General features: G+C 57.8%; 24 protein-coding genes. 16 read left to right on the top strand and 8 right to left on the bottom strand.

What is annotated here, in order from left to right; translation table 11 throughout:
* The first annotated feature begins 31 nt into the window (after nucleotides 1-31).
* Entirely contained in the window at nucleotides 32-1,192 is a 1,161-nt protein-coding gene (locus tag VFA76_03270) for an alpha/beta hydrolase family protein (GenBank protein HZR30859.1), read from the top strand.
* Here the strand turns inward: VFA76_03270 and lpxK are convergent, their stop codons facing one another.
* Nucleotides 1,193-2,176, bottom strand: a complete 984-nt coding sequence (gene lpxK / locus VFA76_03265; protein ID HZR30858.1) for a tetraacyldisaccharide 4'-kinase — start codon at nucleotides 2,174-2,176, stop codon at nucleotides 1,193-1,195.
* Nucleotides 2,173-3,522, bottom strand: coding sequence for a 3-deoxy-D-manno-octulosonic acid transferase (locus VFA76_03260; GenBank protein HZR30857.1), 1,350 nt, complete (start codon nucleotides 3,520-3,522; stop codon nucleotides 2,173-2,175). Before VFA76_03260 ends, lpxK begins: the two co-directional genes overlap by 4 nt.
* Before the next feature lie 34 nt (nucleotides 3,523-3,556).
* Here VFA76_03260 and VFA76_03255 point away from each other — a divergent pair, with 34 nt between their 5' ends.
* Nucleotides 3,557-4,216 (top strand): hypothetical protein, encoded by a 660-nt coding sequence (locus VFA76_03255; protein HZR30856.1) that lies wholly within the window; start codon nucleotides 3,557-3,559, stop codon nucleotides 4,214-4,216.
* Between the two features lie 32 nt (nucleotides 4,217-4,248).
* Nucleotides 4,249-5,721, top strand: coding sequence for an Asp-tRNA(Asn)/Glu-tRNA(Gln) amidotransferase subunit GatB (gene gatB, locus VFA76_03250; GenBank protein ID HZR30855.1), 1,473 nt, complete (start codon nucleotides 4,249-4,251; stop codon nucleotides 5,719-5,721).
* 85 nt (nucleotides 5,722-5,806) lie between these two features.
* On the opposite strand, the gene VFA76_03245 is transcribed toward gatB, so the two are convergent.
* Nucleotides 5,807-7,048, bottom strand: coding sequence for a hypothetical protein (locus tag VFA76_03245; protein ID HZR30854.1), 1,242 nt, complete (start codon nucleotides 7,046-7,048; stop codon nucleotides 5,807-5,809).
* A 94-nt stretch (nucleotides 7,049-7,142) separates the two neighbouring features.
* Between VFA76_03245 and bcp the strand changes: the two genes are divergently transcribed.
* Nucleotides 7,143-7,604 carry a thioredoxin-dependent thiol peroxidase gene (gene bcp, locus VFA76_03240; protein ID HZR30853.1) on the top strand — a complete coding sequence of 154 codons (462 nt, stop codon included), beginning with the start codon at nucleotides 7,143-7,145 and terminating at the stop codon, nucleotides 7,602-7,604.
* 69 nt (nucleotides 7,605-7,673) lie between these two features.
* On the opposite strand, the gene VFA76_03235 is transcribed toward bcp, so the two are convergent.
* Nucleotides 7,674-8,270 carry a hypothetical protein gene (locus tag VFA76_03235; GenBank protein ID HZR30852.1) on the bottom strand — a complete coding sequence of 199 codons (597 nt, stop codon included), beginning with the start codon at nucleotides 8,268-8,270 and terminating at the stop codon, nucleotides 7,674-7,676.
* 97 nt (nucleotides 8,271-8,367) lie between these two features.
* Nucleotides 8,368-11,763 (bottom strand): diguanylate cyclase, encoded by a 3,396-nt coding sequence (locus tag VFA76_03230; GenBank protein ID HZR30851.1) that lies wholly within the window; start codon nucleotides 11,761-11,763, stop codon nucleotides 8,368-8,370.
* A gap of 189 nt (nucleotides 11,764-11,952) precedes the next feature.
* On the opposite strand from VFA76_03230, the gene gltX reads away from it, so the two are divergent.
* The gene (gene gltX / locus VFA76_03225; protein HZR30850.1) at nucleotides 11,953-13,416 is read left to right on the top strand and encodes a glutamate--tRNA ligase; all 1,464 of its coding nucleotides are present in this window, start codon (nucleotides 11,953-11,955) and stop codon (nucleotides 13,414-13,416) included.
* Between the two features lie 22 nt (nucleotides 13,417-13,438).
* Here gltX and rsmI read toward each other — a convergent pair whose 3' ends face one another.
* Complete coding sequence (gene rsmI / locus VFA76_03220; protein ID HZR30849.1) at nucleotides 13,439-14,344, bottom strand: 16S rRNA (cytidine(1402)-2'-O)-methyltransferase; 906 nt, start codon at nucleotides 14,342-14,344, stop codon at nucleotides 13,439-13,441.
* Between the two features lie 132 nt (nucleotides 14,345-14,476).
* On the opposite strand from rsmI, the gene VFA76_03215 reads away from it, so the two are divergent.
* Nucleotides 14,477-14,788 (top strand): zinc ribbon domain-containing protein, encoded by a 312-nt coding sequence (locus VFA76_03215; protein HZR30848.1) that lies wholly within the window; start codon nucleotides 14,477-14,479, stop codon nucleotides 14,786-14,788.
* Between the two features lie 92 nt (nucleotides 14,789-14,880).
* Here VFA76_03215 and VFA76_03210 read toward each other — a convergent pair whose 3' ends face one another.
* Both VFA76_03210 and mnmG read right to left on the bottom strand, forming a co-directional pair.
* Complete coding sequence (locus tag VFA76_03210; protein HZR30847.1) at nucleotides 14,881-15,336, bottom strand: hypothetical protein; 456 nt, start codon at nucleotides 15,334-15,336, stop codon at nucleotides 14,881-14,883.
* 145 nt (nucleotides 15,337-15,481) lie between these two features.
* A complete protein-coding gene (gene mnmG, locus VFA76_03205; protein ID HZR30846.1) occupies nucleotides 15,482-17,437 on the bottom strand; it encodes a tRNA uridine-5-carboxymethylaminomethyl(34) synthesis enzyme MnmG in 1,956 nt (651 codons plus the stop codon).
* A 91-nt stretch (nucleotides 17,438-17,528) separates the two neighbouring features.
* Here mnmG and VFA76_03200 point away from each other — a divergent pair, with 91 nt between their 5' ends.
* From VFA76_03200 to VFA76_03155, 10 genes are all read left to right on the top strand, one after another.
* The gene (locus VFA76_03200; protein HZR30845.1) at nucleotides 17,529-17,924 is read left to right on the top strand and encodes a thioesterase; all 396 of its coding nucleotides are present in this window, start codon (nucleotides 17,529-17,531) and stop codon (nucleotides 17,922-17,924) included.
* 7 nt (nucleotides 17,925-17,931) lie between these two features.
* Complete coding sequence (locus tag VFA76_03195) at nucleotides 17,932-18,768, top strand: isocitrate lyase/phosphoenolpyruvate mutase family protein (protein HZR30844.1); 837 nt, start codon at nucleotides 17,932-17,934, stop codon at nucleotides 18,766-18,768.
* A 71-nt stretch (nucleotides 18,769-18,839) separates the two neighbouring features.
* On the top strand, nucleotides 18,840-20,054 hold the full coding sequence (locus VFA76_03190) for a tRNA guanosine(34) transglycosylase Tgt (protein ID HZR30843.1): 1,215 nt from the start codon (nucleotides 18,840-18,842) through the stop codon (nucleotides 20,052-20,054).
* A 136-nt stretch (nucleotides 20,055-20,190) separates the two neighbouring features.
* Nucleotides 20,191-20,535 carry a preprotein translocase subunit YajC gene (gene yajC, locus VFA76_03185; protein HZR30842.1) on the top strand — a complete coding sequence of 115 codons (345 nt, stop codon included), beginning with the start codon at nucleotides 20,191-20,193 and terminating at the stop codon, nucleotides 20,533-20,535.
* A gap of 33 nt (nucleotides 20,536-20,568) precedes the next feature.
* Complete coding sequence (gene secD, locus VFA76_03180; protein ID HZR30841.1) at nucleotides 20,569-22,191, top strand: protein translocase subunit SecD; 1,623 nt, start codon at nucleotides 20,569-20,571, stop codon at nucleotides 22,189-22,191.
* 32 nt (nucleotides 22,192-22,223) lie between these two features.
* On the top strand, nucleotides 22,224-23,444 hold the full coding sequence (gene secF, locus VFA76_03175) for a protein translocase subunit SecF (protein HZR30840.1): 1,221 nt from the start codon (nucleotides 22,224-22,226) through the stop codon (nucleotides 23,442-23,444).
* Between the two features lie 120 nt (nucleotides 23,445-23,564).
* Nucleotides 23,565-24,302 carry an energy transducer TonB gene (locus VFA76_03170; GenBank protein ID HZR30839.1) on the top strand — a complete coding sequence of 246 codons (738 nt, stop codon included), beginning with the start codon at nucleotides 23,565-23,567 and terminating at the stop codon, nucleotides 24,300-24,302.
* Nucleotides 24,303-24,516: 214 nt separating this feature from the next.
* Complete coding sequence (locus tag VFA76_03165; GenBank protein ID HZR30838.1) at nucleotides 24,517-25,272, top strand: MotA/TolQ/ExbB proton channel family protein; 756 nt, start codon at nucleotides 24,517-24,519, stop codon at nucleotides 25,270-25,272.
* A 95-nt stretch (nucleotides 25,273-25,367) separates the two neighbouring features.
* The gene (locus VFA76_03160; protein HZR30837.1) at nucleotides 25,368-25,841 is read left to right on the top strand and encodes a biopolymer transporter ExbD; all 474 of its coding nucleotides are present in this window, start codon (nucleotides 25,368-25,370) and stop codon (nucleotides 25,839-25,841) included.
* Between the two features lie 13 nt (nucleotides 25,842-25,854).
* A complete protein-coding gene (locus VFA76_03155) occupies nucleotides 25,855-26,298 on the top strand; it encodes a biopolymer transporter ExbD (protein ID HZR30836.1) in 444 nt (147 codons plus the stop codon).
* The last annotated feature ends 92 nt before the right edge of the window (nucleotides 26,299-26,390 follow it).

Genomic DNA, 26,390 nt, shown 5'->3' with positions numbered 1-26,390 from the left:
GGCAACGATGCCATTGCGATATCTTGAATAGATGGCCCGTCCGTACCAGAAGTGGATGCATTCATGGGAGACTCGGCTTGCAAACCGAGACAACAATCGGGTAGTGCGGCCTCTTGACTGGGGGTTGGACTGGACGCAGAGCTGGCCGTGCCGCAACGGAGCAGACCTTAATGATGGCGATCCGGGAAACATCGTTACCGCATTGAATCAGCAGATTCTGACGAACAGCGATAAGTTCTTCGCGTACGAGACGCCTACCGACTTTCGATTGGAAGAGGCCGTAAAACCATTCACCACAAAGGGCACGACGGTTCACCAAGGAACGGGTAACAGCGCAGTGGGCCCACAGAATTTGCGGTTCAGCTCCGCGGTGCGCACGCCATTCGAAGAGAACAACCAAGTTGTCGCACGCTGGTTTCCGGAGCGGCATTCTTCGCGAACTGCCTATGCGGCGAAGAAGGCTGTAGTCGTGCTGCCGCAGTGGAACGCCGACGCCGAGAGCCACCTGGGGCTGTGCCGCTTATTCAGCTTTTTGGGAATCGCGGCCTTGCGTCTTAGTTTGCCGTATCACGACTTCCGCAAGCCGCCCGAGATTGAGCGCGCCGATTATGCCGTTTCTGCCAATGTTGGCCGCACGATTGATGCGGCGCGGCAAGCGGTGATTGATACCCGCTCCTGTCTGGACTGGCTGCAATCACAAGGCTACGAGCAGCTGGGGATTGTGGGGACGAGCCTGGGATCGTGCTATGCCTTCATCGCTGCCGCGCATGATCCACGACTGCGCGTCTGCGCCTTCAACCACGCCTCCACTTACTTCGCTGACGTGGTCTGGGCGGGGCAATCAACGCGCCACATTCGCGCGGGAATAGAAAACGACATTGACCTTGAGCGCTTGCGACGAGCGTGGCTGGTGATCAGCCCGATGGCGTATTTCGATCAGTTTGAACGCCGCGCGTCTTCTGACCGCGGCTGCCGGCAGTCGTTGATCGTGTATGCAACATACGATCTGACCTTCCCGCCAGAACTCTCGCGCGAAATCATTGCTGAGTTCCGCCGACGTGATTTGCAGCATGAGATCGCGGTCCTGCCCTGTGGGCATTACAGCAGCGGTGAAATGCCCTACAAGTATTTGGACGGATTTTATTTGTCGCGATTCTTGAAGCGGGCTTTCACCAAACTGGGAGAACAATAACTAGATCTTTACTGGGCTGGCTCTCCGGCTTCGGCGTCGCTCTTCAATTTTTGCCAACATGGAATCTATTGCGGCAGCGCTGTTCACCAGTTCCATCTTCACCGATACTACCGCAAGCGGCTCGAGCTGCGAGCGCAATGTCCCTAGATTGATTTCGTCTTTCTCGGTGGTAACGAATCCCCCGGCCTCGCTCTGCTCCCGCAGCCTAAGCAGCTCGCGGACGTCGGCCTCGCTGTAGTGATGATGATCGCCGTAACTGGCTTCGGCAGCAGGCCCGATTCCTGCCATTCGCAGCTGCACGAAAAAACTCTCTGGGCGAGCGATGCCGCAAAATGCCACTGGATTATGGGGCACGTCTTTAGGAGGCAGAATGCCCCTGGGCGCGCGCCAGACCATCTTTCCTTCAACAGGAAAGTCGGAAGCTTGAGCCGCTGCAGTAAGCACCACAGCATCCGCGCGCTGTAAGGAGGTAAGTGGCTCGCGCAGGCGGCCAGCGGGCAGCAGGCGATCGCGAGCGTCGGCGGCAGTGACCATCACAATTTCAAACTCTCGAGCCAGGCTGCGGTGCTGGAAACCATCGTCGAGCAGGTGAAATTGCGGCCCGAACTTTCGCTCAGCGAAGCGTCCTGCTTCGTACCGGTCCTCTCCCACGACGACAGGAACCCCCAGTCGTCGCGCAATCAGCAGCGGTTCGTCACCAAAATCGAGCGGCGATCCAACGGGACCAACCAAGGCCACGCCCCGCGACTTGCGCCCATAGCCGCGAGAGAGGACATCAAACGGAATGCCACGTGCCTTCAGCAATTGTCCGAGAAGAATGACAAAGGGGGTTTTGCCGGAGCCACCCACTGACAAATTCCCGACACTGATAGTCGGGCCTTCAAGATGACGGGCACGGAGACTGCCGCGGTCGTAAAGCACATTTCGCGCCCGCACGCCTGCAGCAAACACCGAGCTGAGGAGACTAGCAGCAGGCAGCATCATCGGTGACGGTTAGAATTACCGGCCGCAACCGGCTCTGGTTCTGCGCTGGACGAAGGGAACAGAGGCTCCAACAACTGGAGCGTCCGTTCGGTTGCTCCCGATCGTGAACGCAATGTCTCTAGCGCGCGCTGGCCCAGAATTCGGCGTTGCTGCTCGTCAGCGAGAAGGTCCATAAAAACCAGTGGAAGCTCCGCGGCGCCGACCACCTTCAGCGCTCCGGAATCGCGGAACAGATTGACCATTTCGCGGAAATTCTCGGTGTGTGGCCCGACCATTACCGGCGCGCCGTGCTGCGCGGCTTCCAGGATGTTGTGCCCACCCCGCTCGGCGAGGCTGCCCCCAACAAACGCGATGGTAGCCAGCGAATATGCCGCAGCCAACTCACCAATGCTGTCCAAGAGGAAAACACCGCCGGCAATTGGCTGATTTGGGTCCCAGAGTGACCGCCGCCAACTTTTGATTCCTAACGACGAGATCAGCTCGGCGACTTTCTTGAAGCGCTCAGGATGGCGCGGCGCCAGAATCATGACAGCATCCGGATAGCGGGCCAGCACAATCTCGAAGGCCCGCAACAGGAGCGGCTCTTCGCCCTCTACCGTGCTGCCGCAGACCAGCACCGGCCCGGCATTTGAGCGCTCAAACGCAGACTCCAGCTCCGCGATGAGCGGCGGTGGGGCAGGTAGTGCAATGTCAAACTTCAGATTTCCAGCGACAGCAGTCCGGGCAGCGGAGGCGCCGATCGCCAGCAGGCGGCGATAGTCCTCTTCTGTTTGCGCCAGAATCAGATCGATATTCTGGAGGACACGGCCCAGCCAGCGCCTTATACGCCGATATCCCGGAAAAGATCGGTCGGAAATGCGGGCGTTCACCACCGCGATGCGCGCGCCGGATGCGTGCGCCAGCCGGAGAAAATTCGGCCAAAGTTCTGTCTCTGCGATCACCACCAGCCGTGGCCGGAGCGCTCGCAAGTACGCACGTATCGCAAAGGGAAAATCCAGAGGAAAATAAAAGACGTTGGCGTCGCCGAAACGTTGTCGTGCAAGCCGCTGGCCCGTAGCCGTTGTCGTCGAGATCACTATCTGAGTTTCGGGATGCCGCTCGCGTAGCTTATTGACCAAACCGCTGATCGCAATCACCTCGCCCACTGAGACGGCATGAACCCAAATGTTGTCTGCGGCCGCGGGGCGCAGCCGGCCGGGTATCATCCCGAACCTCTCCAGCAATCCCTCGCGATACTTGCCCTGACGCAGCATCTGAAATAACCAGTAAGGCGAGGTTATGAGCAGCCAGAGTGCCAAGGCCAGTGTGTAAATGAAATACATGGGTAAGGGCCATTCTACAAGCATGGAGCGGGCCTGCCGGATGGAGGATAATCGGAACATGCGTTCCCTAATGTATTTAACCCTGCCAGTGGCGGTCAGCATTTCGCTTTGCCTGGCCGCGGTCGGTAAGACCAAAGAATTTGTCGTGCCTGAGGTGCATCCTGCCGCGACCTATCCGGCACATGACGAGCACAAGGACGAGCGGGTCACGATCGCCATTGATCCTTATGACACGCCTGAAAAGCAGGCTATCTTCTCTGTGCCATATCGTGAGCACGACCTGCTGCCAGTAAGACTGATTGTTACCAACGACGGCGATGAGCCGATCACGTTCACCGATCTGCAGGTGCGGCTGATCACCGCCCACCGCACAAAAATCACGGCAGCCACCAACGATGACCTCTATCGGCGGATATCCAATCCGCAACGCAACGACCGCCCCAGAGTTAATCCACTGCCCTGGCCCCGCGGGAAGATGAAGGGAACCGTGAGCCAACAAGTTCGAGATGAGCTTGATCGCGCGCAGTTTGCCGCCCGTGCCGTGGAGCCCCACTCCACCCGGGCGGGATTTGTTTTTTTTGATCTGGAGGGAATCTCCACCCCCTTGACCGGAGCAGTTGTGGATGTGACCGGGGCGCATAACGCCAAAGGCGGCGAACTTCTCTACTTCGAGGTCCCGCTGGATAAGTACTTGAATGTCGGGTCCGGCACGAAATAACCGGCCGCTACCCCACGATATAATCACTGTTTATGGTAACCACGCCGGAACGGACGGTTGCAGCGGCCTCGGGATATGAGCCCGTCATTGGGCTCGAGGTGCACGTCCAGCTTCTGACAGCGACCAAGATTTTCTGTTCGTGCTCCACCCGCTTTGGCGCCACTCCCAACAGCAACACCTGTCCGGTGTGCCTGGGCTGGCCCGGCGCACTGCCAGTGCTCAATCGCAAGGTGGTGGAGTTTGCGGTGCTGGCGGCAATGTCGTTGAATTGCCGCATCAACGAAACCTCGATTTTTGCCCGAAAGAACTACTTCTATCCCGACCTGCCCAAGGGATACCAGATCTCACAATACGATAAGCCGCTCTCCGAGCATGGCTTCATTGAGATTCCCAGTAATGGCGGACGTAAGAAGATTGGCATCACGCGCGTTCACTTGGAGGAAGACGCAGGCAAGAGCCTGCACGAGGGCTTTCCCGATTCGTCTGAGAAGACCTATCTGGACCTCAACCGCTGCGGTGTGCCGCTGATTGAGATCGTCAGCGAACCTGACATCGCCTCTCCCGACGAAGCTTACGAATACCTCACGCGGCTGAAGGAGATCATCCTCTACACCGGCGTGAGCGACGTGAACATGGAGGAAGGGTCGCTGCGTTGTGACGCTAATGTGAGCGTGCGTCCGCGGGGGCAGAAAGCGTTCGGCACCAAGACTGAAGTGAAGAACGTCAATTCATTTCGCTTTATACGGCTGGCGCTGGAGTATGAGATCGAACGACACATCGAGGTACTCGAGTCAGGGGGGCGGATAATCCAGGAAACGCGGCTTTTCAATTCCAATGAGGGCAAGACTTATGGAATGCGCTCCAAGGAGCAGGCCCACGATTACCGTTACTTTCCCGAGCCTGATCTGCTGCCGTTAGTGGTGGACCCGAAATGGCAGGCTCAAATTCGAGAGCAGCTTCCGGAACTGCCCGAGGCGCGCCGGGCACGCATGGTAAGCGAGTTCGGCATCACCGAGCAGGATGCCGGCGTGTTGACCGTGACCAGGTCATTGGCTGATCAGTTCGAAGAAGCGGCGCGCGCGGCAAAAAATCCCAAGCGCGTTGCGAACCTTGTGCAGAGCGAACTGATGGGCCGGCTGAAAGCTCGAAGCCTGGAAATTGAACAGTCGCCCATCTCCATGAAGGGTGTGGCGATGTCGGCTGACCTGGTGGAGGCGGGCACGATTTCCGGCAAGATGCTGAAGGACCTTTACGACCTCGCATTTGAGCGCGGGCAGGACTTCCCGGCCATTTACGAAAAGGAAAAGCCGCAGCAGATCACGGACAGCGCTGCAATCGACAAGATCATCGACGAAGTCATAGCGGCGAATCCCAAGCAGCTGGAGCAATACCGGGCGGGTAAAAAGACGGTGATGGGATTTTTTGTCGGGCAGGTGATGAAACTCTCCAAGGGCCAAGCCAATCCCAGACTGGTTAATGAGCTGCTGGAAAAGAAGCTGTCTTAGGAAATCCTCACCCCAAAGGACGAAGCTTCCAAAGAAAATCGGGCACGTGTTCTCCTCAGATCGAAGCGTGCTGGAACGTAGCCGGTCAGTCTACGGGCCCGGCGCTGTCATATAGCTTTATCAGGCGGTCAGGAGTGACGCGGTAGATAGCGTAGCCGGCGCCGGCATCGGAGATCTCATGGAAGAGCAGCTCCCCGCGGCCGTCGCCGTCCGCATCCACGGCATCAATCAGCTCTAATCGCGGAATCTCATCCGCGTGGCGGCTGTCGGTTACAGAGGAAAAGATCTGTCGCAGCTCGCCGTAGAGATCCATCTTTCCAACAATCGTAATGTAGGCCTGAACGCCCGAGTCCGTTCCAGGGGCGGGACGTTGTCGAGTGCGGCTGCTCGCGCCAGCGGAGCCAGTGAAGAGATTCGCCGTTGTCATATAGATAAAAACGGGTTGGTTGCTTAGATCAACGTCAAACACATGAAAAGCACCCGGCGTCAGTTGTGCGGAAACGAAGTTGGGCATTCGCAGTTTTTCGTACTTGACCACTTCACTTTGCGCGAACCCCTGCATTTTTTTCGTGAAGTCGCGCTCCTCTCCGGGCTTGAGCTGCCATAGAAATGAACGGGACTCGGGACCACCGGCGTCGGAGATCGCGGGAAGCAGCTGCGGCTTGGGAGCGCTCCGCGGTGCAGGAGCGGTGTCTTTAGTCGCGGAATTAGCTGCCGCCGCGGGTGCGGCAGTACCAGATAATTTGGTCTCAGACGATGGCTTCTCGGAGACTATTGGCTGTTTACCCCGACGCAGCACCGGACGATTGGGATCATCCTCAGTCGAGGTCGAGCTGGCAGGCTGCGAATTTGGCGCTGGTGAGGCGCTCGGGGTCGGCGGCGGCGGGGACGCAGGGGCAGGTTTCTCCGGAGAAGGGTTTGCCGCCTGGGGAGGCGAACTGCCGGGCCGCCGCAATACTGGCGGCTTATCTTCATCGTCGCGGCGTTTCGGTGCTTCCACTTTCGCTGCCTTGGCTGCTTGAGCAGCGCCCGCCGGCTCCCATTCGCCGCGTGCGTCCCATACACCATTAATCTGCTCCGCAGGACCAACTGTAAACAGGCCAGCAGGAACACCACTGTGCTGGGCTTCATAAACTACCCCGGGCTCCAATGCCATAGGGCGAGGATCAGCATGGTAGAGGCCAGCGTCATAGAACTTGCCATTGACCATGATGGCGATCGGCAGCAGACGAGCGCTGCCGCCGGTAAATTGCACCAGCGCGATAGCCCGGGGTCCTTTGGACTGTTGCGCAGTGCGGCCGAATTGCGCCAGCACAGGAACGGCCAAGGATCCAAAGACGATTGCGAGGCAGATGACGGTCCGTCGGGCGATGCGATATAAAGATTGCGGTGTTGAACCGGCCGGTCTGGTAGGGGAAAACATGGAAGCCAATGAGAAAGCGCCTGATTTCAGTTTACCTGACCAAAATGGCGAGCAGGTATCGCTGAAGGATTTTCGTGGCAAAACTGTAGTGCTGTTCTTCTTTCCCAAGGCCGATACGCCCGGCTGAACCATAGAAGCGTGCGGGTTCCGCGACGCATACAAAAAGCTGCAGAAGACAGGCGCTGTCATCCTCGGCATCTCCGCAGATCCGCCTGCGCGACAGAAGAAATTTGAAGAGAAGTACGACTTGCCTTACACACTTTTGTCCGACGTGGACAAGAAGGTCGGCGACGCTTTCGGCGTGATCAAAGAGAAAAATATGTATGGCAACAAAGTGATGGGCATTGAACGCACGACATTCATTATCGGCCCTGACGGAAAGATCGTCCGTGTGTTTCCCAAGGTCAAAGCTGAGGGTCACGCGGCAGAAGTGCTGGAGGCGCTAAAGGGACCAGCTTAATAGCAGGGCAAAACAAGGCACGGCCCGGCTTGCGCCGGGCTGTGAAATTATATTTGCCACAGAAGTAAACTACTGGGCTTTAGTTTTGGACGTTTTTGTACGCGAGGCGGTCATTCCCGACCCGGTTACCTTAAACGTAAGCAACGCCTCGGCTGGCACTACGGCTTCCTGCTTCCCGGTATAGGCGGCCACGCCTGTACCCGCGGCGCCACCAGCCATAGTTCCAATAGCCGCGCCTTTGCCGCCCCCGGCAATGGCGCCGATCACAGCGCCCGCCGCCGCACCACCGCCAATCTTTTCAGCATTGCTGCGCGTGTGGCTCTTGCCTTGCTGGCGGACAGCAGTGGTATTCAGAGCTACGTTCTGGTCGCCCAGGCTGATTGAGGTCAGCCGCAGCGTGAGCTGTCCGGGAGCATGCAGCCGGCCGCTGGGTTTCGCTGCGGTCACTTTTCCCGAGACTGGAGTACCCTTCTTCGCAATCACCTTTCCGTCCACCACTAAATCCTTCGCCAGCGTGGCTTGGAAGGTGTCGCCAGGTTTAGCTGTGGCCGAACTTATCTCTGACGAAACGCGCACCGGAACTACCGTACCTGCGGGGATCTGTGCACTGGCGAGCAGCGCCAGTCCCAGTATCACGGCGAGCACTTTCAAGCTTCTGCGGAACATTCGTCCTCCTTCATACCAAGCAAAGACTGCAGTATGCAGCACGGTTGTAGGATGCAAGAGGCTGGGCTGCTGTTCGCCCCAACTTGAGAGTTGGGCCTTAGTTCCCTCGGGCTGGTGTCTGCTCGATTTTGAGCTGGCGCATCAGCAGCCTGACGACCAGGCCGTCGTACTGGGTCCCACTCAGGCGATCCAGCTCCGCCAAGGCTTTTTCCGGAGTGCGGGCGGCTGCGAAGGGCTGGTCAGTGGTCATGTTTACGTATGCATCGGCCACGTGAAGAATGCGCGCGCCGAGTGGGATCTGCTCGCCACTCAGAGCAGCGGGATACCCGCTGCCATCGAATGCCTCATGATGGTGCTCCACCCATTCTCTATAACGGTCGCTGCGCGGAATAGTCGCCAGTATTTCGGCCCCGACTTTGGGGTGCATCTTCACTAGATAATATTCGTCGTCAGTTAACGGTCCAGGCTTGTTCAAGATCTTTTCGGGTAGAAAGATCTTTCCGACATCGTGAACACGGGCGGCATAGGTAAGATCTGACAACTCGTCGGGAGAAAGGCCGAGCTCGTGGCCGATCAACCGCGCGTACTTCGCAACCGATTCGCCATGGCTGGCAGCGTGTACTTCGCGAGTCTCGGCCGCGCGGCACAGCGCTTCAATCGCTCCCTTGAGGATCTCTGGATCGCACTCTTCACCCTCGCCATTGAATTTCTTGAGGGTGATAATCAACTCTTCCGCGTATTCGGGCCCGGTGTGTTCACGTTGTAAAAAACCTTCGATGTAGCCAGAGATGAGTTGCTTCTGCACCGCGGCGGTTTCCTCTTGCGGAAATTCTTCGGCGGTAGAAACGCGGTTTCCACCGGCATGTTTGGAGACATACATGCCCGCGTCTGCGACCCGCAGGATGTCCTCCGCGGTAGAGCCGTGCAGAGGGAAACTTCCGACCCCAAAGCTACCGGTAACATGGTGCTCGTTCAGCATAGGGTCAGTGGCGATCCATAAGCGCAGACGCTCAGAAAGAATTTGCGCCTGCTCGACCCCGGTCTCTGGCATCAACACGACGAATTCGTCTCCGCCATAGCGGGCGACCACGTTAGATTGCCGGCATTTCTGCTCCAGAAGCCGGCCTACGCGTGCCAATACTAAATCGCCTTCTAGATGGCCCTGGGTGTCATTTATCTGCTTGAATTTATCCAGGTCGAGGAGAACAACGGAGAATGGGCGCCCAGAGCGCGAAGCGCGCTTCCATTCCGAACTCAACGCTTCCCAGAAAAAGCGCCGAGTCTTGATGCCGGTAAGGCCATCGGTAATTGACTGCTGTTGCATCTTCTGGAACACAAAAGCATTGTGCAAAGCGGTGGCCAGCAGATCGGCCAAGGTATTCATGATCAGAAGGTCTTGCGGAGTGAAGGCGTTCTCTCGCCGGCTCTCAATATTGAGTACTCCCAGCAAGCTGTCCCCGTAGGTGATAGGCAGGCAAAGCGACGACTTAGCATCCTCCAGTATGCCCACCAACTGCCCTTCGGCAGTATTTTGTGTCAGTACAGTTTCATTGGTGCGCGCCACACGCCCCATGGTGCCGACGCCCAGCGGTATTCGCCGGCCCAAGGCCTTGGCGGTAGTGCCGGCTTCGGCCTTGATTTCGATGTCCTTGGTGGCATAGTCGAGAATGCCGATGCCAATGTGGTCAAACTGGAAATTTTTCTGAATTTCGGCCACGATTCCTGACAGCATCTGCTCGGCGTGCTCACTGGAGATTGCGGTGTTTGAGACGTTGTTCAAAAAGTCCAAATGGCGCGCTCGCAGTTGCTCCTCGCTGAACAAGCGAGCATTCTCCACGGCCACTGAAACTTGGCCGGCCGCCGTCCGCAGCACTTCAAGATCGCGCTCGTCGTAGGCAAACTCGCGCTCCAAGCTCATGGCCGCCATTACTCCAGCCGCTTTGCCATTCACCAGGATGGGAACGCCGCAATAACACTTGGCAGGCCTGCCCGGCACAAACGAGACACCGTGCTGCTCGCGAACTTTTTCCAGATCAGAGCGCACCAATAGCGGCTCACCCGAACGAATAATGTATTCCGTAATTCCGTTCCCCATTTTGCGCAAGCGCCGGGGCTGGGTTTCGCCGCCAATAACTTCCAACTCGAAATGGATCTCGTCACCGCGCTGGAACGCGATGTAGAAATTGCTGGTGTCGAACAGTTGGCCCAGCTCCTTATGCATCGCGCGGAGGATTTCGTCCTTGTCCAAACGCGAGCTGATTGCCTGCCCGATCTCCGTAAGCAGCGCGTATTCTTTCGACCGGCGGTGAGCATCGTGCATCACCACATAATTTTCCAGGGTCATGCCGATCTGCAGGCCTACGCCAAGCAGCAGACGGGTTTGAGACGAACTGGTCAATTTCCGCACGGCATGAGGAAAAAGCACCACTCCGAAATTGTTCTCGCGAGTTTGCAGGCTGAGGACGCTTAGGTTGCGAATGCCTTCAGCAAGAAGAATTTCCTTCACCTTTGCCGAACGAGCAGCGCCGGTGGAGGCGGGCGCCGACATCAGCGGCAAATCCCGGACGGTGGCCAATCCACCACCGCGATTGGCCAATTCGCACAGATACTCGCCGCCGCCCGCCTCCTGCAACTTGTGGAGGAATTCCGGCGAGAAACCCTGTTGAGTGGAGGGCAGCAAAGTCCGCCAGCGGCCCACGGTCAGGAGGCAAGCTCGCGACGCCGGGATCAGCTTTACCAGGCGGTCAAGAATCTTCCCCAGGATAGGAGCCAGTTGCTCGGGTGAGAGCAGATGATCGGGCTCGACTTCGAGCGTGGAAAATGCCAACGCATTTTCCTGGACCGCGCGCCGCTCGTTTTCAAACAGCACCATCAACATGCCGACGCCCAATAACATCTGCGGAATCGGCCCGAGAAAGTGGCCAAATTGGCCGAACATTTGTTCGAAGATGTCATGGAACTGACGGAATCCCAGGAGAAACGCCCACAGCACCAGCGAGAGCGCCAGCAGACGGAACCCCAGAGAATCTCGCTGCTGTGCGTAGCGGTAGAAGCGGATCGCGCAGAAGAGAAGCAACGCGCCCACTCCGACTTCAAGGCGCAGGTGGGGCCGGATTTCAACGTCGAGACGGAAGACACCCCGAACAAAATGGGCCCACAGGTTCCAGACTGCCAGGCTGCTGAGTGCCGCCGCCAAAATCACATCGGAGCGACGCCACTTGAAGGTCTGTTGCTCCATCAGCCGAGTCGAGACATAGATACACATTCCCATCGTCACCAGTAACAAACTGGAGAGGAAATAAACAAATGGCGATTGGTAGGTATAAAAGTTGAGCGCGCCCAGGCAGTAGTAAGCGCAGTAGGCGCCCCAGCCGATCTGCCACGAGCGGAAGTATGCTTCCCGGCTCTGCTGGTAGAGGTAGGTGAAGACGGCAAACAGCAGCAGAGCAACAATTCCAGGGACAATGACAATACTGGCCAGCAACTTCTCCATGCGGCTCCCGCGGCGCTTCCCGCCGCGTCCGGCGGAAACAGAGCGCTATAAGCTTAGCGTGGAAGGGAGACGGGAGCAAACAGTACTGTTTAGGGCTAAGCAGCCCGAATTGGGATAGCTTCCTCTGCTTGCCTTGACGCTGCTTTTGTTCGGCCCGTAACATCGAATTGCTGCAACTTACGGAGAAAGATGGCCCAAACTGCCCCAAATTTGGTGCAATCAGGAGTCCGCGTACGCTTCGCGCCGTCGCCCACCGGTTACCTGCATGTAGGCGGGGCTCGAACCGCACTCTTCAACTGGCTCTTTGCCCGCCACCATAAGGGAACATTGATCTTGCGTATCGAGGACACTGACCTGGAGCGCTCGACTCCGGAGATGGTGGAGGGAATTCTCCAGGGCATGCGCTGGCTCGGACTGGATTGGGATGAGGGCCCTTATTTCCAGACGCAACGCATGGAGCTGTATCGCGCCGCCGCGGAGCGCCTGGTGGCCTCTGGCAATGCGTATTACTGCTTCTGCTCAAAGGAGCAACTGGAAGGCCGGCGCGCCTTGGCGGCGGCAGCAGGACGCCCGCCGAAATACGAGGGCACGTGCCGGAAGATTTCACGAGAAGAGGCAAGCCGGCGTCGAGCAGCGGGAGAGGTCTGCGCAGTGCGCTTTGCTGTGCCGGAGAGTGGGGTCACTGCCTTCGACGATGCTGTCTTTGGGCGGGTAGAATTCGCCAACGCCGAACTCGAGGATTTCGTACTGCTACGCTCGGACGGGGTTCCTACGTATCACCTGAGCGTTGTGACTGACGACATGGACATGGGCATCACTCATATCATCCGGGGCGCCGACCATCTTTCGAATACCCCCAAGCAGGTGTTGCTGTATGCCGCTCTGGGTGCGCCCACGCCAGTGTTCGCGCATGTGCCGCTCATTCTGGGTCCGGACAAGACGCGGCTCAGCAAGCGCCATGGAGCCACCAGCGTGATGGCCTACCGCGACGAGGGGATTGTGCCCGAGGCTTTCCGCAACTTCCTGGCGCTGCTGGGATGGACACCGCCGGATCCGTCAAAGGAAATTCTGGGCGACGCGGAGATGATCTCGCTGTTCAGCCTGGATGCCATTTCCCGATCCGACGCGGTCTTCGACCGTGCCAAGCTGGATTGGTTCAATACAGAATATATTCGCCAGTATCCGGCAGAGAAGTTGCTTCCCTTGATCCAAGAAGAGTGGACAAAGGCGGGAGTGAAACTGGCACACCAAGACCGGCAGTGGGTGCTCTCTACCATCGAGTTGCTGAAGCCGCGGGCGCGCAATTTGAAGGACTTTGCCAACTCATTCCGCGCGTTTTTCACGGATGATTTCTCCGCCGATCCGGCAGCCGTCCAGAAGTTCTTGCAAGACGATGCGGTGCGGCAGATGCTGGCCGAGCTCGGCGCGCGATATGCGACGTCAGGCAATGGATTCACTGAGCAGAGCGCCGAGAAGTTGCTGCGCGATTTTGCCGCCGAGAAGAGCGTAAAAGCCGGGGCTCTGATCAATGGCGCCCGCGTGGCCCTAACCGGACAAGCCGTGGCTCCGAGCCTATTTGCGGTGATGGTGGCTCTTGGAAAAGAACGCACGGTTGCACGGCTGAGGTCGGCCGAGAAGATGGCCCGAGGCTAAATTCTCGACGAAAAATATCTCCTCAACCTTTCGTTCGCTGCAGTTCGCGATAGGCTTCACTTCGGGAAATTCCTGCCTCTTTGGCAACGCGCTTCAGCGCGGCCTTTTCATCGAGTCTCTCTTCAGACATGAGCTGTTTCACACGGCTGCCGATGCTGAGCTTCGGAGTCGCGGAGTGCGCACGTCCATCCCCCTTGCCGATCAGCAGCGTGATCTCGCCCTTGAGGTCGCGCTGCCGAGAGATGTTGAGCAGCTCTTCGGCGGTGCCACGCAGAAACTCTTCGTGAAGTTTGGTGACCTCGCGTGCGATCACTAGCGGCCGTTCCGCGCCGAGGATCTCAACCACATCTTCGAGGCATTCGGTGATGCGATGGGGCGCCTCGTAAAAGACCTGGGTGTGCGGCGAATTGGCAATGCTTTCCAGCACCTCACGGCGCTGTCCTTTTTTGGCAGGAAGAAAGCCGCTGAAACGGAAAGAATCGGGTGGCAAGCCGCTGGCTACCAGACCTGCAAGAAAAGCAGCGGGACCAGGAATTGGCACTACGGGGATGTGGTGCCGGATGGCGAGAGTAATCAGCTTATAGCCTGGATCAGAAATTCCCGGCGTCCCGGCGTCGGTCACCAGCGCGACGCTGGCGCCCTGTTCGAGCTTCATGACCAGTTCGGCTGAGCGCGTGATTTCATTATGCTCGTGATAACTGATGGTGGGCTTGGTGATGCCGTAGTGGTTCAGGAGTATCTGAGTCTGGCGCGTGTCCTCGCAGGCTATGAGGTCAACCGATTTCAGGGTATTGAGCGCGCGCAAGGTGATGTCGCCGAGGTTGCCGATCGGTGTGCCGACCAGATAAAGAGCCGCTTTAGAGGTATTGTGAGTTTCGGAATCAGCAGTGTGCGCCGCTGCCGAATCAAGTTTTGTCGGCCCTGCCATAGCGGGAGTCTAGCATTCCCGTTCAGTCGCATTCAGCCAGCCACTACCCGCGCTCCGGGTGAATTGACGTTCGCCCGAGACGACCCTAGAATCAGAGAAGAACTTTCGCTTGCGAACCGAACCAGGAGTTGGATGCCACTCTACGAATACGAATGCCAAAAGTGCCATCACCGCTTTGAACGCCTTCGGCAGTTCTCTGATCCTCAGGTAACCAAGTGCCCCAAATGCAAGGGACGGGTGGAACAGGTCATCTCGGCGCCTGCGGTGCAGTTCAAAGGATCGGGATGGTATGTAACCGATTACGCTAAAAAATCGTCTGCGCCTCCGTCTTCTTCGGGTAACGACAGCGGCTCTGGGAAATCCGACGAGAAGGCCAGCGACAAGGCTGGCGAGAAGAAAGAGTCCAAGCCAAAGTCAGAAGCTTCCAAGAAGCGCAAAGACTGAGGCGGGTAGTCTTCTGGTAGTTTGCTGCTAGAACAAAAGGCATCAGGTCAGACCTGATGCCTTTTGCCCCTCCAGCCGGCCAACTTAGAGAATTAAGCCACTCGGCGAGTGTCGGCACGATCAGGGTTGCGACGTTCTTCCATAACCGCGCGTCGCCGGCCCGCCAATCCCAAAAGCCCTAACAGTCCGAGCAGCCCCCAGAGTCCTGAGACCGAGCGCCCACTGGTGTTGTCCGGCGTAGTCGTTTGATCGGCGCCAGCAGCCCGACTCGACGCTTTATTCGGTTCTTGATCGGATGTGGTCTGGTCGGCTGCATTGGATTTGTTGGTATTGGCTGCGTCGCCATTTTTGTCAGAGCTCCCCGATGTGGCAGACTTGCCACTTTGTTTGTCGGAGCTGGCCGGGTTACCGCTCTGACCGGGTTGGCTTGACTGGTCGCCGGGCACACTGGGCGAACTCTGGGTGGCTGCCGGCAGAGACCCAGAAACTACCAACAACAATGTGCTGAGAATCCCGACATTCGTCATTTTAGAAATAGACAATCGCATGACAGCCCTCCTCATCTCGCGAAGTCAAACGGATCGGCAGAAGCCCGGGCCTGCGTATTGTTGGGTGAGATTGGGCTGTTAGACGCAGGGATGCCCTGCGGCCAGTCACAGTCTTGGGCTGCGGAGAACCGGCGGGGAGCTGGTTTCAATCAGCCGGCATTGAAGCTGCCTGGTGTTGGCGGCGCGCTTGGATTTCAATGTAGACATTGACCAGCGACACTGCCGCAGGAGTCACGCCAGGAATACGATTGGCGTGGCCCAGAGTACGAGGCCTCACACGTTCCAACTTCTCCTGCATCTCTCGCGAAAGGCCGCTCACACTGCCATAGTCAAACCAATCGGGAATATTGCGCTGTTCGGCTTTTTTCAAGCGCTCAATGGCACGCTGTTGCTGGTCAAGGTAGCCGGCATATTTAATTTCGGTTTCCACCGACTTAAGTTCGTTGCGGATTGAAGAAGCCAAGCGCTGGTTTAACGCTCCCTCCCCATCCGAGCTGAAAAATGAGGGCAGCAGATCGCGCAGCAGGGGGACCAGATCTTCAATTGTGACCTCCGGCCGCTTGAGAACGTGGGCGAAAGTGGTACCCGCGACATTGCCAATTTTGGCGCCAAGATCAGCCGGTAAAGAATTCACCCGTGCAGTTTCGAGCAAGTGCTTCAACCCGGCGAGGCGCTCCTGTTTGGCCAGAAATTCTGTCCACGCCGCATCAGAGATCAGCCCCACCCGCCGGCCGTGAGGAGTGAGCCGCCGGTCGGCGTTGTCGATGCGCAGGTGCAAGCGAAATTCCGCGCGAGAAGTGAACATTCGGTAGGGCTCGTTGGTGCCTTTGCTGATCAGATCGTCAATCAAAATGGCGGTGTAGGCTTCGGTGCGATCAAGCGCGAGGGCTGGTTCACTCTTGACTTTCAGAGCTGCGTTGATTCCCGCCATGAGGCCCTGGCATGCCGCTTCTTCGTAGCCGCTGGTACCGTTGATCTGGCCCGCGAGAAAAAGCCGCTCGATCTGTTTCGTTTCCAGCGTGCGCTCAAGTTCAGTGGGATCAATGGAGTCGTACTCGATGGCATAACCGGGCCGCAACATCTCGGCATTTTCCAGCCCAGGGACTGACTTGATGATCGCGAGCTGCACCTCGACCGGCAGTGATGTGCTCATCCCGTTGACGTAAATCTCGTGCGTGTTCAGGCCTTCAGGCTCGAGGAAGAGCTGGTGAGTTTCCTTGTCTGGAAACTTGACGATTTTGTCCTCAATAGAAGGACAGTAGCGCGGCCCAATGGACTTGATCTGGCCGCTGTACATGGGCGAGCGGTGCACATTTTCACGGATGATGCGGTGCGTCTCGTCGGTGGTATATGCGATGTAACATGGCACTTGGGAATCAGCATGTGCCACGCGCTTGGTACGGAAGCTGAAAGGCGTTGGGTCTGCGTCGCCCGGCTGCAACTGAAAACGCGACCAATCTATGCTCCGGCCGTCCAGGCGGGGAGGAGTTCCGGTCTTCAAGCGGCAGCCCCTTAGCCCGAGGCGCTTAAGACCTTCGCCAAGCAGCACCGATGGCGGTTCGCCGCTGCGCCCGGCTGGATATTGCTGCTCTCCACAGTGGATAAGGCCATTCAGAAATGTGCCCGTCGTGATAACGATGGCGTCCGCCCCCACGGTGCGTCCATCGCGAAGCTTGATGCCTTTGCAGATTCTTGAAGAGTCAGATGGTTCGACGATCAAATCCGCGACTTCCGCCTGCTTGATCTTGAGGTTCGCCTGTGACTCAAGCACTTCCCGCATCTTCAGGCGATATGACTGCTTATCGCACTGGGCTCGCGGCGACCAAACCGCCGGTCCCCGTGATGTGTTCAGCAGACGGAACTGGATACCGACGGCGTCGGTGACTTCGCCCATGATGCCGCCCAGGGCATCCACCTCACGGACGAGATGGCCCTTGGCGATCCCACCCACAGCCGGATTGCAGGACATCTGCGCGATCAAATCGACGTTGAGAGTATAGAGTGCGGTGCGCAAGCCCATGCGGGCGGCTGCCATAGCGGCTTCGCATCCTGCGTGGCCGGCACCGACCACGACTACGTCATATTGTTCCGTGAACTGCATCCTTTTCTATTCTAAACGAGCGCAGGACGGGCGATGTGCTTCGATTAAATGTGGGAGCTGAATCTGCTACATTTGTCCAAGTTCAAATAAAATGAAACCGGTCCCGATCGGAGCGCGCGCCGAGGCCAGCGAAACTGTCGAACACGAGCACACGCTGGCTGCGCACCATCCGCAATTGCCGCCGGTTTATTCCACTCCGAACATGATTCGGTTGATGGAGACGGCTGCGTTCCAGGCGCTTCATCCCTATTGCGCACCGGGCGAGATCACCGTAGGCACGGCCATCCATGTGGAACACCGGGCCGCCACTGGCCTGGGGGCAAACATTCAGGCCGAGGCACTGCTGGAGTCTTTCGATGGTCGCTTCTATGTGCTACGCGTGACCGCCAGGGATGACGTGCAGGAAATTGGTCGAGGCACAGTAACCCGGGCTGCAATTGAGGTAAGCACGTTTCTGGAGCGGGTCCGAACCAAGAACAAGAAATAGTGCGCGCATGAACAACGTAGAACTGCAACCCAAGGCTGAGTTGTTTCGGGCCATGCACGGTGGCCCCGCCATACTCGTTTTGCCTAACGCCTGGGACGTGGCTAGCGCGCGAGTTCTGGAACAAGCCGGGATGCAAGCTATAGCCACAACCAGCGCCGGAATCGCTTTCTCACTCGGCTACCCCGATGGGCAACGCATCTCGCGCGACGAAATGATCGCGGCCGTAGCGCGGATTGCGAAGGCGGTGAAAGTCCCGGTAACGGCGGACGTGGAAGCAGGGTATGGCAATCGCGCACAAGATGCGGCACGAACCGCCAAAGCGGTGATGGAGGCGGGAGCAGTGGGCATAAATCTGGAGGACAGCACCGGCAATCCTGAGCGTCCCCTGGTTGATCTTCCGCTTGCCGTGGAAAAGATCAAAGCAGTGAGGGAGGCTGGCCGCGCTGCCGGCGTGGCGTTGGTAATCAACGCCCGCACCGATGTTTACCTGGAGAACGTAGGGGCGCCGGAAACCCGCTTCGACGAAGCTTGCCGACGAGGCAAAGCCTTCAGAGATGCAGGCGCAGACTGCGTTTTTGTCCCCGGAGTAACCGATTCCGAGACGATTGGCCGCTTAGTGCAGCAATTGAAATGCCCGATCAATATCCTCGCTGGGCCGGGTTCGCCCTCCACACGCGAGTTACAGGGCCTGGGAGTTGCACGCGTGAGCATGGGTTCCAAACCGATGCTCGCTGGCTTGGGGCTGCTGAGACGGCTGGTGCGTGAAGTTACAGAAAAAGGAACTTATTCCGCGCTGGAAGGCTTGGTAACGCACTCAGAGATGCAGAAGATGCTGGGCGCGTAAGACCTCGACAGAACACAGCTTCCCTCAGCCCCTTGTGAATTCCTGGTTTCGATACAATCCGAAGCAGACGAATGTCTGCCAGCGCTGAATTCTCCTTTGAAATAGAGGCCACGTGCGGCGAAGCGCGGGCCGGCCGCCTAACGCTGCCACACGGCGTGGTGGAAACGCCCGTGTTTATGCCGGTCGGCACCCTGGCAACAGTGAAAGGCGTGCCTCAGGACACGCTCGAAGACCTGGGCGTTCAAATCCTGCTCAGCAACACATATCACCTATATTTACGCCCCGGAGTGGAGACCATCCGCAACATGGGTGGGCTGCACCGCTTCATGGCTTGGGATCGCGCGATTCTCACTGACTCTGGCGGTTATCAGGTGTTCAGCCTCAGCGATCTGCGCAAGGTCACCGAGGAGGGGGTTCGCTTCCGCTCGCATCTCGACGGCTCGGAGCACTTTTTCACTCCGGAAAGCGCAATGGAGGCGCAGATCGGGCTGGGAGCGGACATCATCATGGCGTTCGACGAGTGCACCGAGTATCCCGCCGAACGCGAGCGAACACGGCAATCCATGGAAATGACGCTGCGATGGGCCGAACGCAGCAAGAGGTACTTTGAAGAGCACAAGCAGCAAGTGCCGTGGGATAGAGGTTCGAGTCTCGAGTTTCCACTTGCAAGCGACCGGCCGGAGACTCGCAACGTCGAGCGGGACACTCGAAACCACACGCAATCCCTTTTCGGAATTGTCCAGGGAGGCACTTATCCCGATCTGCGGCGTGAATCGGCGGAGCGCACTATCGAAATCGGCTTTCCTGGGTACGCCATTGGGGGTCTGAGTGTGGGTGAGCCGCGCGATCTAACTCACGAGGTCGTGGCGGCGACGGTGCCGAATTTGCCACCTGATCGGCCGCGCTACCTGATGGGAGTGGGCACACCAGATGAAATCGTGCGCTATGCAGGGATGGGCATAGACATGATGGACTGTGTGCTGCCTACGCGAGCTGCGCGCCACGGACTGCTATTCACTTCGGAAGGCAGAGTCGCGATCAAGAATGCCCGCTATGCCCGGGATGAGTCGCCCCTCGATCCGCGCTGCGGCTGCCGGGTCTGCGCCCGCTATTCTCGCGCTTACCTCCGGCACCTCTATGCGAGCAACGAAGTGCTGGCGATGGTGTTGAACACTACCCACAACCTGGCCCACTACCTTGACACCATGCGAGCGGTGCGGCATTCTATAAAACTTGGGGAGTGGGCCAATTTTCTTTCTGGTGCCCGGTCCACACCGAAACCGTAGTCCGGAACCCCCTGATCACGCCTGGTCATAAGGAAGCATCCGGCCCGGACAAGCTTTCCCGCAGGTGAACAAGCCAAGCAAGCTCTACGGACGGGCAAGTTTGCCGTGCGATTAGATGGAGGTTTGGTGGAGACATATGAGTGAATCTCTCGCTGCTCTGGTGATCGTACTGGTACAGGCCAAGGCTCCTGGAGGGGCGGCGGGGGTGGGCTTTGTTCTTCCCCTCATACTTATTTTTGGGGTGTTTTATTTCCTGCTGATCATGCCGCAGCAGAGGCGGCAGAAGAAATGGCAGCAGATGCTGGGCGAGTTGAAGACAGGAGATCGGGTGGTCACCAGCGGCGGGTTGCGCGGCACAATCATTGCGCTTCGCGATGATTATGTGCACCTGCGCGTGCCTCCTGACAATCTCCGGGTTGAGGTTGCGCGTTCCGCCGTGGTTTCGGTCACCACAGGAGAAGAGGCCGCGAAAACAGCTTAGAGAAGTTTCCACCAATCCCGGGTACTTACATATATGCAGCGCAACTTACTCATAAAACTTGTTGGCATCGTCGCGGTACTGATTGTCTTTGCTTTTGGCATTTTTGGCATTCCCCAGAGCTTTTCGAAACAGGGTCTGGTTAGCAGTATCCAGGAGAGGATTCACCTGGGACTGGATCTAAAGGGCGGTACTCACCTGATATTGCAGGTGCAGGTAAATGATGCGGTAAAGGCCGATGCCGAGCAGGCCATTGAACGGCTCAGAGACGAGCTGCGAAAAAAGAACATAGCCTTCGCGGAGATTAGTCAGCCCGACCCGGTGAATGCTCCCGACCGCATCCTGATCAAGGGTGTACCACCGGAGAGCAGCTCCGAACTACATCAGATCGTCAACGACCGCCTGCCAGAGTACAACCTGACATCCGCTGCGCAGGACACTTGGACCGTGGCGATGAAGCCTTCCAATCTTGCTGACCTGAAGAACCGGGCAGTGTCGCAGGCCATCGAGACCATACGCAACCGGGTGGACCAACTGGGTGTGAACGAACCCATCATCGAGGAGCATGGACTTGGGCAGTACCAAATCCTGGTGCAGCTACCCGGCGTGGACGATCCCGCGCGCGTGAAAGAGATCATGCAGTCCACTGCCATGCTGGAGATCAGGCAGGGATTGGGGGGGCCGTATGACAGCGAAGCAGCAGCCTTAGGCGCAAATAACGGTGTGTTGCCTCCCGGAAGCATGCTTATGAAAGGCCGCAGTATCGGCCAGAAAAGCACCGAGTCAGGGGACGTATATTGGCTGGTGTCACGCTCCACAGCTGTAACCGGGCGCGACTTGCGCACAAATGGGGCGACGGTGAACCGGGATGAAAACGGGCGCCCCGATGTAGGTTTTGCACTTACGAACGAGGGCGGCCGCAAATTCTCCGCTTTCACCCAGGCCCACGTGGGCGACAAGCTGGCTGTGACCCTGGATAACAAGGTCATGGAAGTGGCGACCATCCAGGAGCAAATCCGTGACCAAGGCCGCATAACTGGCGGATTTACCGATCAATCGGCGAAGGACCTTGCCTTGGTGCTAAATTCCGGCGCGCTGCCGGCTGGAATTCGTTATCTGGAAGAGCGGACTGTGGGCCCGTCCCTCGGTGCGGACTCCATCAAGGATGGTATTCGGGCGGCGGTCATCGGCATGGTTGCGGTGCTGTTGTTCATGTTGGTCTATTACCGAGGCGCCGGCGTCAACGCGGATATCGCGCTCATCTTGAATTTGATCATCCTTCTTGGGTTTCTGGGATATTTCGGAGCGACCCTGACCTTGCCGGGCATTGCCGGAGTGATCCTTACGGTTGGTATGGGTGTGGACTCGAACGTTCTTATATTTGAGCGTATTCGGGAAGAACTGCGGAACGGCAAGACTCCGCCCTCCGCAGTGGAACAGGGTTTTAGCCACGCGTGGATCACCATCGTGGACACACACGTCACCACGATTGTGTCGGCTGCAATCCTGTTCGCGTTCGGCACGGGGCCGGTGAAGGGGTTCGCGGTGACGCTGACGTTTGGTTTGGCGGCGAACCTGTTCACGGCAGTATTTGTCTCGCGGGTGATCTTCGACTACATCCTGACCCGCAAGCAGCGCGGCGAAGCGCTCAGTATTTAGGTGTAGGAATCGAACGACTGGTTGAGGGCTAAGTGGAATTCTTTCGCAATACGAACATAGATTTTCTTGGGAAGAAGTGGTATTTCCTCGCGTTTTCGCTGGTGTTCAGTGTGGCCGGGCTGCTGTCAATGCTGTTCTGGCACGGTGTTCCCCTGGGCGTCGATTTCAGAGGTGGGACGCTGGTGTACGTGAAATTCAACAGCACTCCAGATGACAACGCTCTGCGGGCGGCCATGGATCGTGCCGGCTTGCACAATGCGCGCATCCAGCGCTATGGCCTGCCCGGCAACAACGAGGTGCTGATCCGGCTGGAAGAAAAGGAAACCAGTGAGGCCTCGCTCGACCGCGGAAAGCTGCAGATTATTCACGCACTGGAGAGCAATGCGCCGGCCGGCAAACAAGACCTCAATAACGCCAGTGCCGCGGCAATACGCGATTACTTGCTGCAGACTGATCCATTGCGTGCGGGCAGCGACGCCAATGACCGCTACCAAGCCGTTGCTCAAGCCATCGTTAACTATCGCGACAAAGTTCGGGGCGGGGTACTGAAATCCTTCGATGAACTCAAGGGAATTGCTGACCCGGCGGTCCAGGCAGCGCTCCAGAACGGCTTCTTCGTCTCCAACTTTAGCGTGCGCAACGTGGAGATCGTAGGGCCGCAAGTGGGCAGGCAGCTCCAAGGCCAGGCCCTTCGCGCAATTTCATTTTCGCTCCTCGGAATGCTCATTTATCTATGGTTCCGATTTGAGCTGATCTATGGCGTTGCGGCTGTGGTGGCGGTTTTTCACGATACCTTGATCACGGTTGGGGCGTTCTCCCTGGCCAATAAAGAGATCAGCCTGACCGTGATCGCGGCCATTCTTACCCTGGTTGGCTATTCCATGAACGACACCATCGTCGTCTTTGACCGTATCCGCGAGAACATTAAGTTGCTCCGGCGGGAGAAGCTGGCCGATGTGGTCAATAAGAGCATTAATCAGACCCTAAGCCGAACCATCTTGACGTCCGGCCTTACTTTCCTTACTGTGTTGGCCCTATATCTGTTCGGGGGCGAGGTGCTTAGGGGATTCTCCTTTGCCCTGGTAATAGGTATTTTGATCGGGACTTACTCCTCGATCGCGATTGCAGCTCCCATGCTGGTGGCCTACCAGGATTGGCGGGCTGGCCGTAGCGGCAGACGTCCGGAGACAGGTACAAAGGCAGGCAAAGCAGCTGCTTCCGACGCGCGCCGAGAGAAAGTACGGGCCATTTAAGCAGCACTGGATACCATCAGTTCCCAAAATTTATTTGGCTCGGGCAACACTCGGGGCGGGAGCAAAGATCGCACCGATGGTGTCTAAGTATTAGGGGAAGTAACGTACGGAGGAATTTCCATGTTCGAGGATAGCCTCATAGAATCGGGCGGCAAGCTGAGGACCAAGCAAGGGATGACGACCACGATCTCCTTTGCCTTGCAGATGTTTCTGATCGCGATCCTTATCCTGATTCCGCTGCTCTACACGGAAGCTTTGCCCAAACAGCAGTTGATGACGTTTCTAGTGGCTCCGCCGCCACCCCCTCCCCCTCCCCCTCCGCCGGCCGCGGTGCCGGTGAAGGTAGTCAAGGTAATCCAGACCGACATTATCAATGGTCAGCTGCGGACTCCCACCAAGATTCCTAAGAAGGTCGAGATGATCAAGGAAGAGGAGGCCCCACCGCCAGTGATGGCAAGTGCGGGCGTGGTGGGTGGTGTGCCGGGCGGAGTCCCCGGTGGACAGATGGGTGGAGTCATCGGCGGCATCATCAGTTCGACACCCATGCCCAAAGTGGCGGCCCCCCAGCGCGTGCGCGTATCGCAGGGCGTTACGTCAGGGCTGCTAGTCCATCGCGTACAGCCGAATTATCCTCCCTTGGCGCGACAGGCGCGTATTCAGGGGTCGGTCGTGCTCCAAGCCGAGATCAGTAAGGATGGGGCTATTGAGAATCTGCGGCTGATGAGCGGCCATCCCATGCTGGCGCCTTCGGCAATTGAGGCCGTCCGGCAATGGCGTTATAAGCCGTACATCCTGAATGGCGAGCCGGTCGCGGTGGAGACGCAGATCACCGTGAATTTCACCCTCTCGGGAGGGTAGGGCTGAGTTAGGGCTGAGTCGGGAGCATTGCTGCTCGGGTGGGTGTACACTGCGGGGCACCAACCTTGCGTGCTGGACCAGAATCATAAGCAGTGCACGCGCAGAGAGCGGATGTAAGCTCCACGACCGCTCGACTCAATTACTAGGCCCAAGAGTTTTTCAAAGCTATACGTGAATGCGGTTATCAGAAGTCCTGAGGAGGAGAAAGTAACTCATGCTCGCACCTAACGTAGCAAACTTCGTTTTCAGTCACGTTTCCGCCTACGCCGCCTGGATGTTCCAGGAAGGCGGGACGGTGGGTTGGGACCCGGTTTCGCTTTGGCATCAGATGGGTATTCCAGCGAAGACCGTGGTAATCATTCTGTTCATCATGTCGGGTTGGTCCATCGGTGTGATGATTGACCGCTGGATGGCGTTCAGCGCGGCACGTAAGCAGTCGCGTGCTTTCGCTCCCGCTGTTGCCGGCGCCTTGCGCGAGGGCAAGATTGATGAGGCCATTCGCGTTGCGGAGCGTAATAAGAAGAGCCACCTGGCCAAAGTCGTGACCGCCGGCCTGCAGGAATTTCGTGCGCACTCGGAGTCCGGTGATATCCCGGGCGAGCAGATCGAGGCGTCAAAGCGAGCATTGGAGCGCGCGGAAGCTATTGTCCACGCCGAACTGAAGCGTGGTTTGGGCGGACTAGCGACGATCGGATCAACAGCTCCCTTCGTGGGACTCTTCGGCACAGTGGTAGGCATCATCAACGCATTTAAGGGCATTGAGTCGCAGAAAGCGACCGGTCTAGGTGCTGTGGCCGGTGGCATCTCCGAAGCCCTGGTGACCACCGCGATCGGCTTGTTCGTCGCCATCCCGGCCGTGATGATGTTTAACTATCTGACCGGCCGCGTGGAAGCGTTCGACGTAGAGATGGATAACTCGTCGAGCGAGCTGATTGATTATTTCCTGAAGCGGCGGGGCGTCCGTCGGTAAGTATTGGGGCGGCTGGATCTCTGGCCGACTGCGGTGTTGGTAGGACTGCACCGCTCTGTCTCACAGAGATACCCGCCCACTAGAGAGGGAAAACTATGGCGATTTCAGTTCGCGAAGAGGGGAAGAAGGTCAACTCCAATATCAACGTGACCCCCATGGTGGACGTCATGTTGGTATTGCTGATCATCTTCATGGTGATCACGCCCATGTTGCAGAAGGGTGTCAGCGTTGACATGGCCAAAGTGAACAATCCAACCCAAATGCCCGACGCAGACAAGGAAGATGCTCTGCTGGTGGCGGTCATGCGCAATGGCGACGTGTTCTTCGGCAATGACAAGATTTCTCCCGACGCGCTCACCCAAAGAGTGAAGGACCGGCTTACGAACAAAGTAGACAAGCGGGTCTTTATCCGGGCAGATGCGCGCGCGAAATACGGCAGCGTGGTGGACGTGGTAGATAACGTCCGCGCGGCTGGCGTAGACGACGTGGGCTTATTGACCGAGCAGAGAAAGACAAACGCTCCACCAGCGCCAACCAAAGCCACAGGGGCGCCCGGCGGAGGGGAGTAGAGGAGAACCAGTTATGGGAATGACAGCAGGAGGTTCCGGTAGCGGCCCTAGTTCAGACATGAACGTCACGCCGCTGATTGACGTTCTGCTGGTGCTGCTCATCATTTTTATGGTGATCACGCCACTGACGCAGAAAGGCTTGGACGCCCTGGTGCCCCAGCCGCCTCCACCTAATCAGCCGAAGAACGATCAGCCAGACCGGACCGTTGTGGTGCAGGTAATAGACCGCGGTCCAGGGCAGGCTCCGGGACTGAAGATCAACCAGGACGACGTTACCTGGGAGACCGTCCAGCAACGTCTGGCTGATATTTATAAGACCCGTGCCGAGAAGGTCATGTTTGTAAAAGGGGACTCCAGTGTTCCGTTCGCGGATGTGGCCAATGTGATTGACATTGCCCATGCCGCGGGCGTGGACAAGGTGGGGTTGATTACCGCCAAAATCGAGGCCGGCGGATAAGAGATTACGGGCTATGGCCCCCTCAGGCGAGGCGAGCCGTAACACAAGTGGATTTGGTGTTCCCGGCTGTACCGCGATCTCACGATTAGGCC

Source organism: Terriglobales bacterium (assembly GCA_035651655.1).
GTDB lineage: Bacteria > Acidobacteriota > Terriglobia > Terriglobales > Acidobacteriaceae > DASRFG01.
Note: the sequence above shows the minus strand (reverse complement) of the source record. Positions and strands in the feature narration are given on the sequence as shown.

Coding starts and splice junctions, on each gene's coding strand:
- VFA76_03235 (HZR30852.1), bottom strand. CDS start 8,270: ATGTTCCGCAGAAGCTTGAAAGTGCTCGCCGTGATACTGGGACTGGCG.
- rsmI (HZR30849.1), bottom strand. CDS start 14,344: ATGGCAGGGCCGACAAAACTTGATTCGGCAGCGGCGCACACTGCTGAT.
- VFA76_03255 (HZR30856.1), top strand. CDS start 3,557: ATGCGTTCCCTAATGTATTTAACCCTGCCAGTGGCGGTCAGCATTTCG.
- mnmG (HZR30846.1), bottom strand. CDS start 17,437: ATGCAGTTCACGGAACAATATGACGTAGTCGTGGTCGGTGCCGGCCAC.
- VFA76_03195 (HZR30844.1), top strand. CDS start 17,932: ATGAACAACGTAGAACTGCAACCCAAGGCTGAGTTGTTTCGGGCCATG.
- VFA76_03210 (HZR30847.1), bottom strand. CDS start 15,336: ATGCGATTGTCTATTTCTAAAATGACGAATGTCGGGATTCTCAGCACA.
- gltX (HZR30850.1), top strand. CDS start 11,953: ATGGCCCAAACTGCCCCAAATTTGGTGCAATCAGGAGTCCGCGTACGC.
- VFA76_03230 (HZR30851.1), bottom strand. CDS start 11,763: ATGGAGAAGTTGCTGGCCAGTATTGTCATTGTCCCTGGAATTGTTGCT.
- VFA76_03190 (HZR30843.1), top strand. CDS start 18,840: ATGTCTGCCAGCGCTGAATTCTCCTTTGAAATAGAGGCCACGTGCGGC.
- VFA76_03200 (HZR30845.1), top strand. CDS start 17,529: ATGAAACCGGTCCCGATCGGAGCGCGCGCCGAGGCCAGCGAAACTGTC.
- lpxK (HZR30858.1), bottom strand. CDS start 2,176: ATGATGCTGCCTGCTGCTAGTCTCCTCAGCTCGGTGTTTGCTGCAGGC.
- VFA76_03155 (HZR30836.1), top strand. CDS start 25,855: ATGGGAATGACAGCAGGAGGTTCCGGTAGCGGCCCTAGTTCAGACATG.
- VFA76_03165 (HZR30838.1), top strand. CDS start 24,517: ATGCTCGCACCTAACGTAGCAAACTTCGTTTTCAGTCACGTTTCCGCC.
- secD (HZR30841.1), top strand. CDS start 20,569: ATGCAGCGCAACTTACTCATAAAACTTGTTGGCATCGTCGCGGTACTG.
- VFA76_03260 (HZR30857.1), bottom strand. CDS start 3,522: ATGCTTGTAGAATGGCCCTTACCCATGTATTTCATTTACACACTGGCC.
- gatB (HZR30855.1), top strand. CDS start 4,249: ATGGTAACCACGCCGGAACGGACGGTTGCAGCGGCCTCGGGATATGAG.
- VFA76_03170 (HZR30839.1), top strand. CDS start 23,565: ATGTTCGAGGATAGCCTCATAGAATCGGGCGGCAAGCTGAGGACCAAG.
- VFA76_03160 (HZR30837.1), top strand. CDS start 25,368: ATGGCGATTTCAGTTCGCGAAGAGGGGAAGAAGGTCAACTCCAATATC.
- yajC (HZR30842.1), top strand. CDS start 20,191: ATGAGTGAATCTCTCGCTGCTCTGGTGATCGTACTGGTACAGGCCAAG.
- VFA76_03270 (HZR30859.1), top strand. CDS start 32: ATGGCCCGTCCGTACCAGAAGTGGATGCATTCATGGGAGACTCGGCTT.
- VFA76_03215 (HZR30848.1), top strand. CDS start 14,477: ATGCCACTCTACGAATACGAATGCCAAAAGTGCCATCACCGCTTTGAA.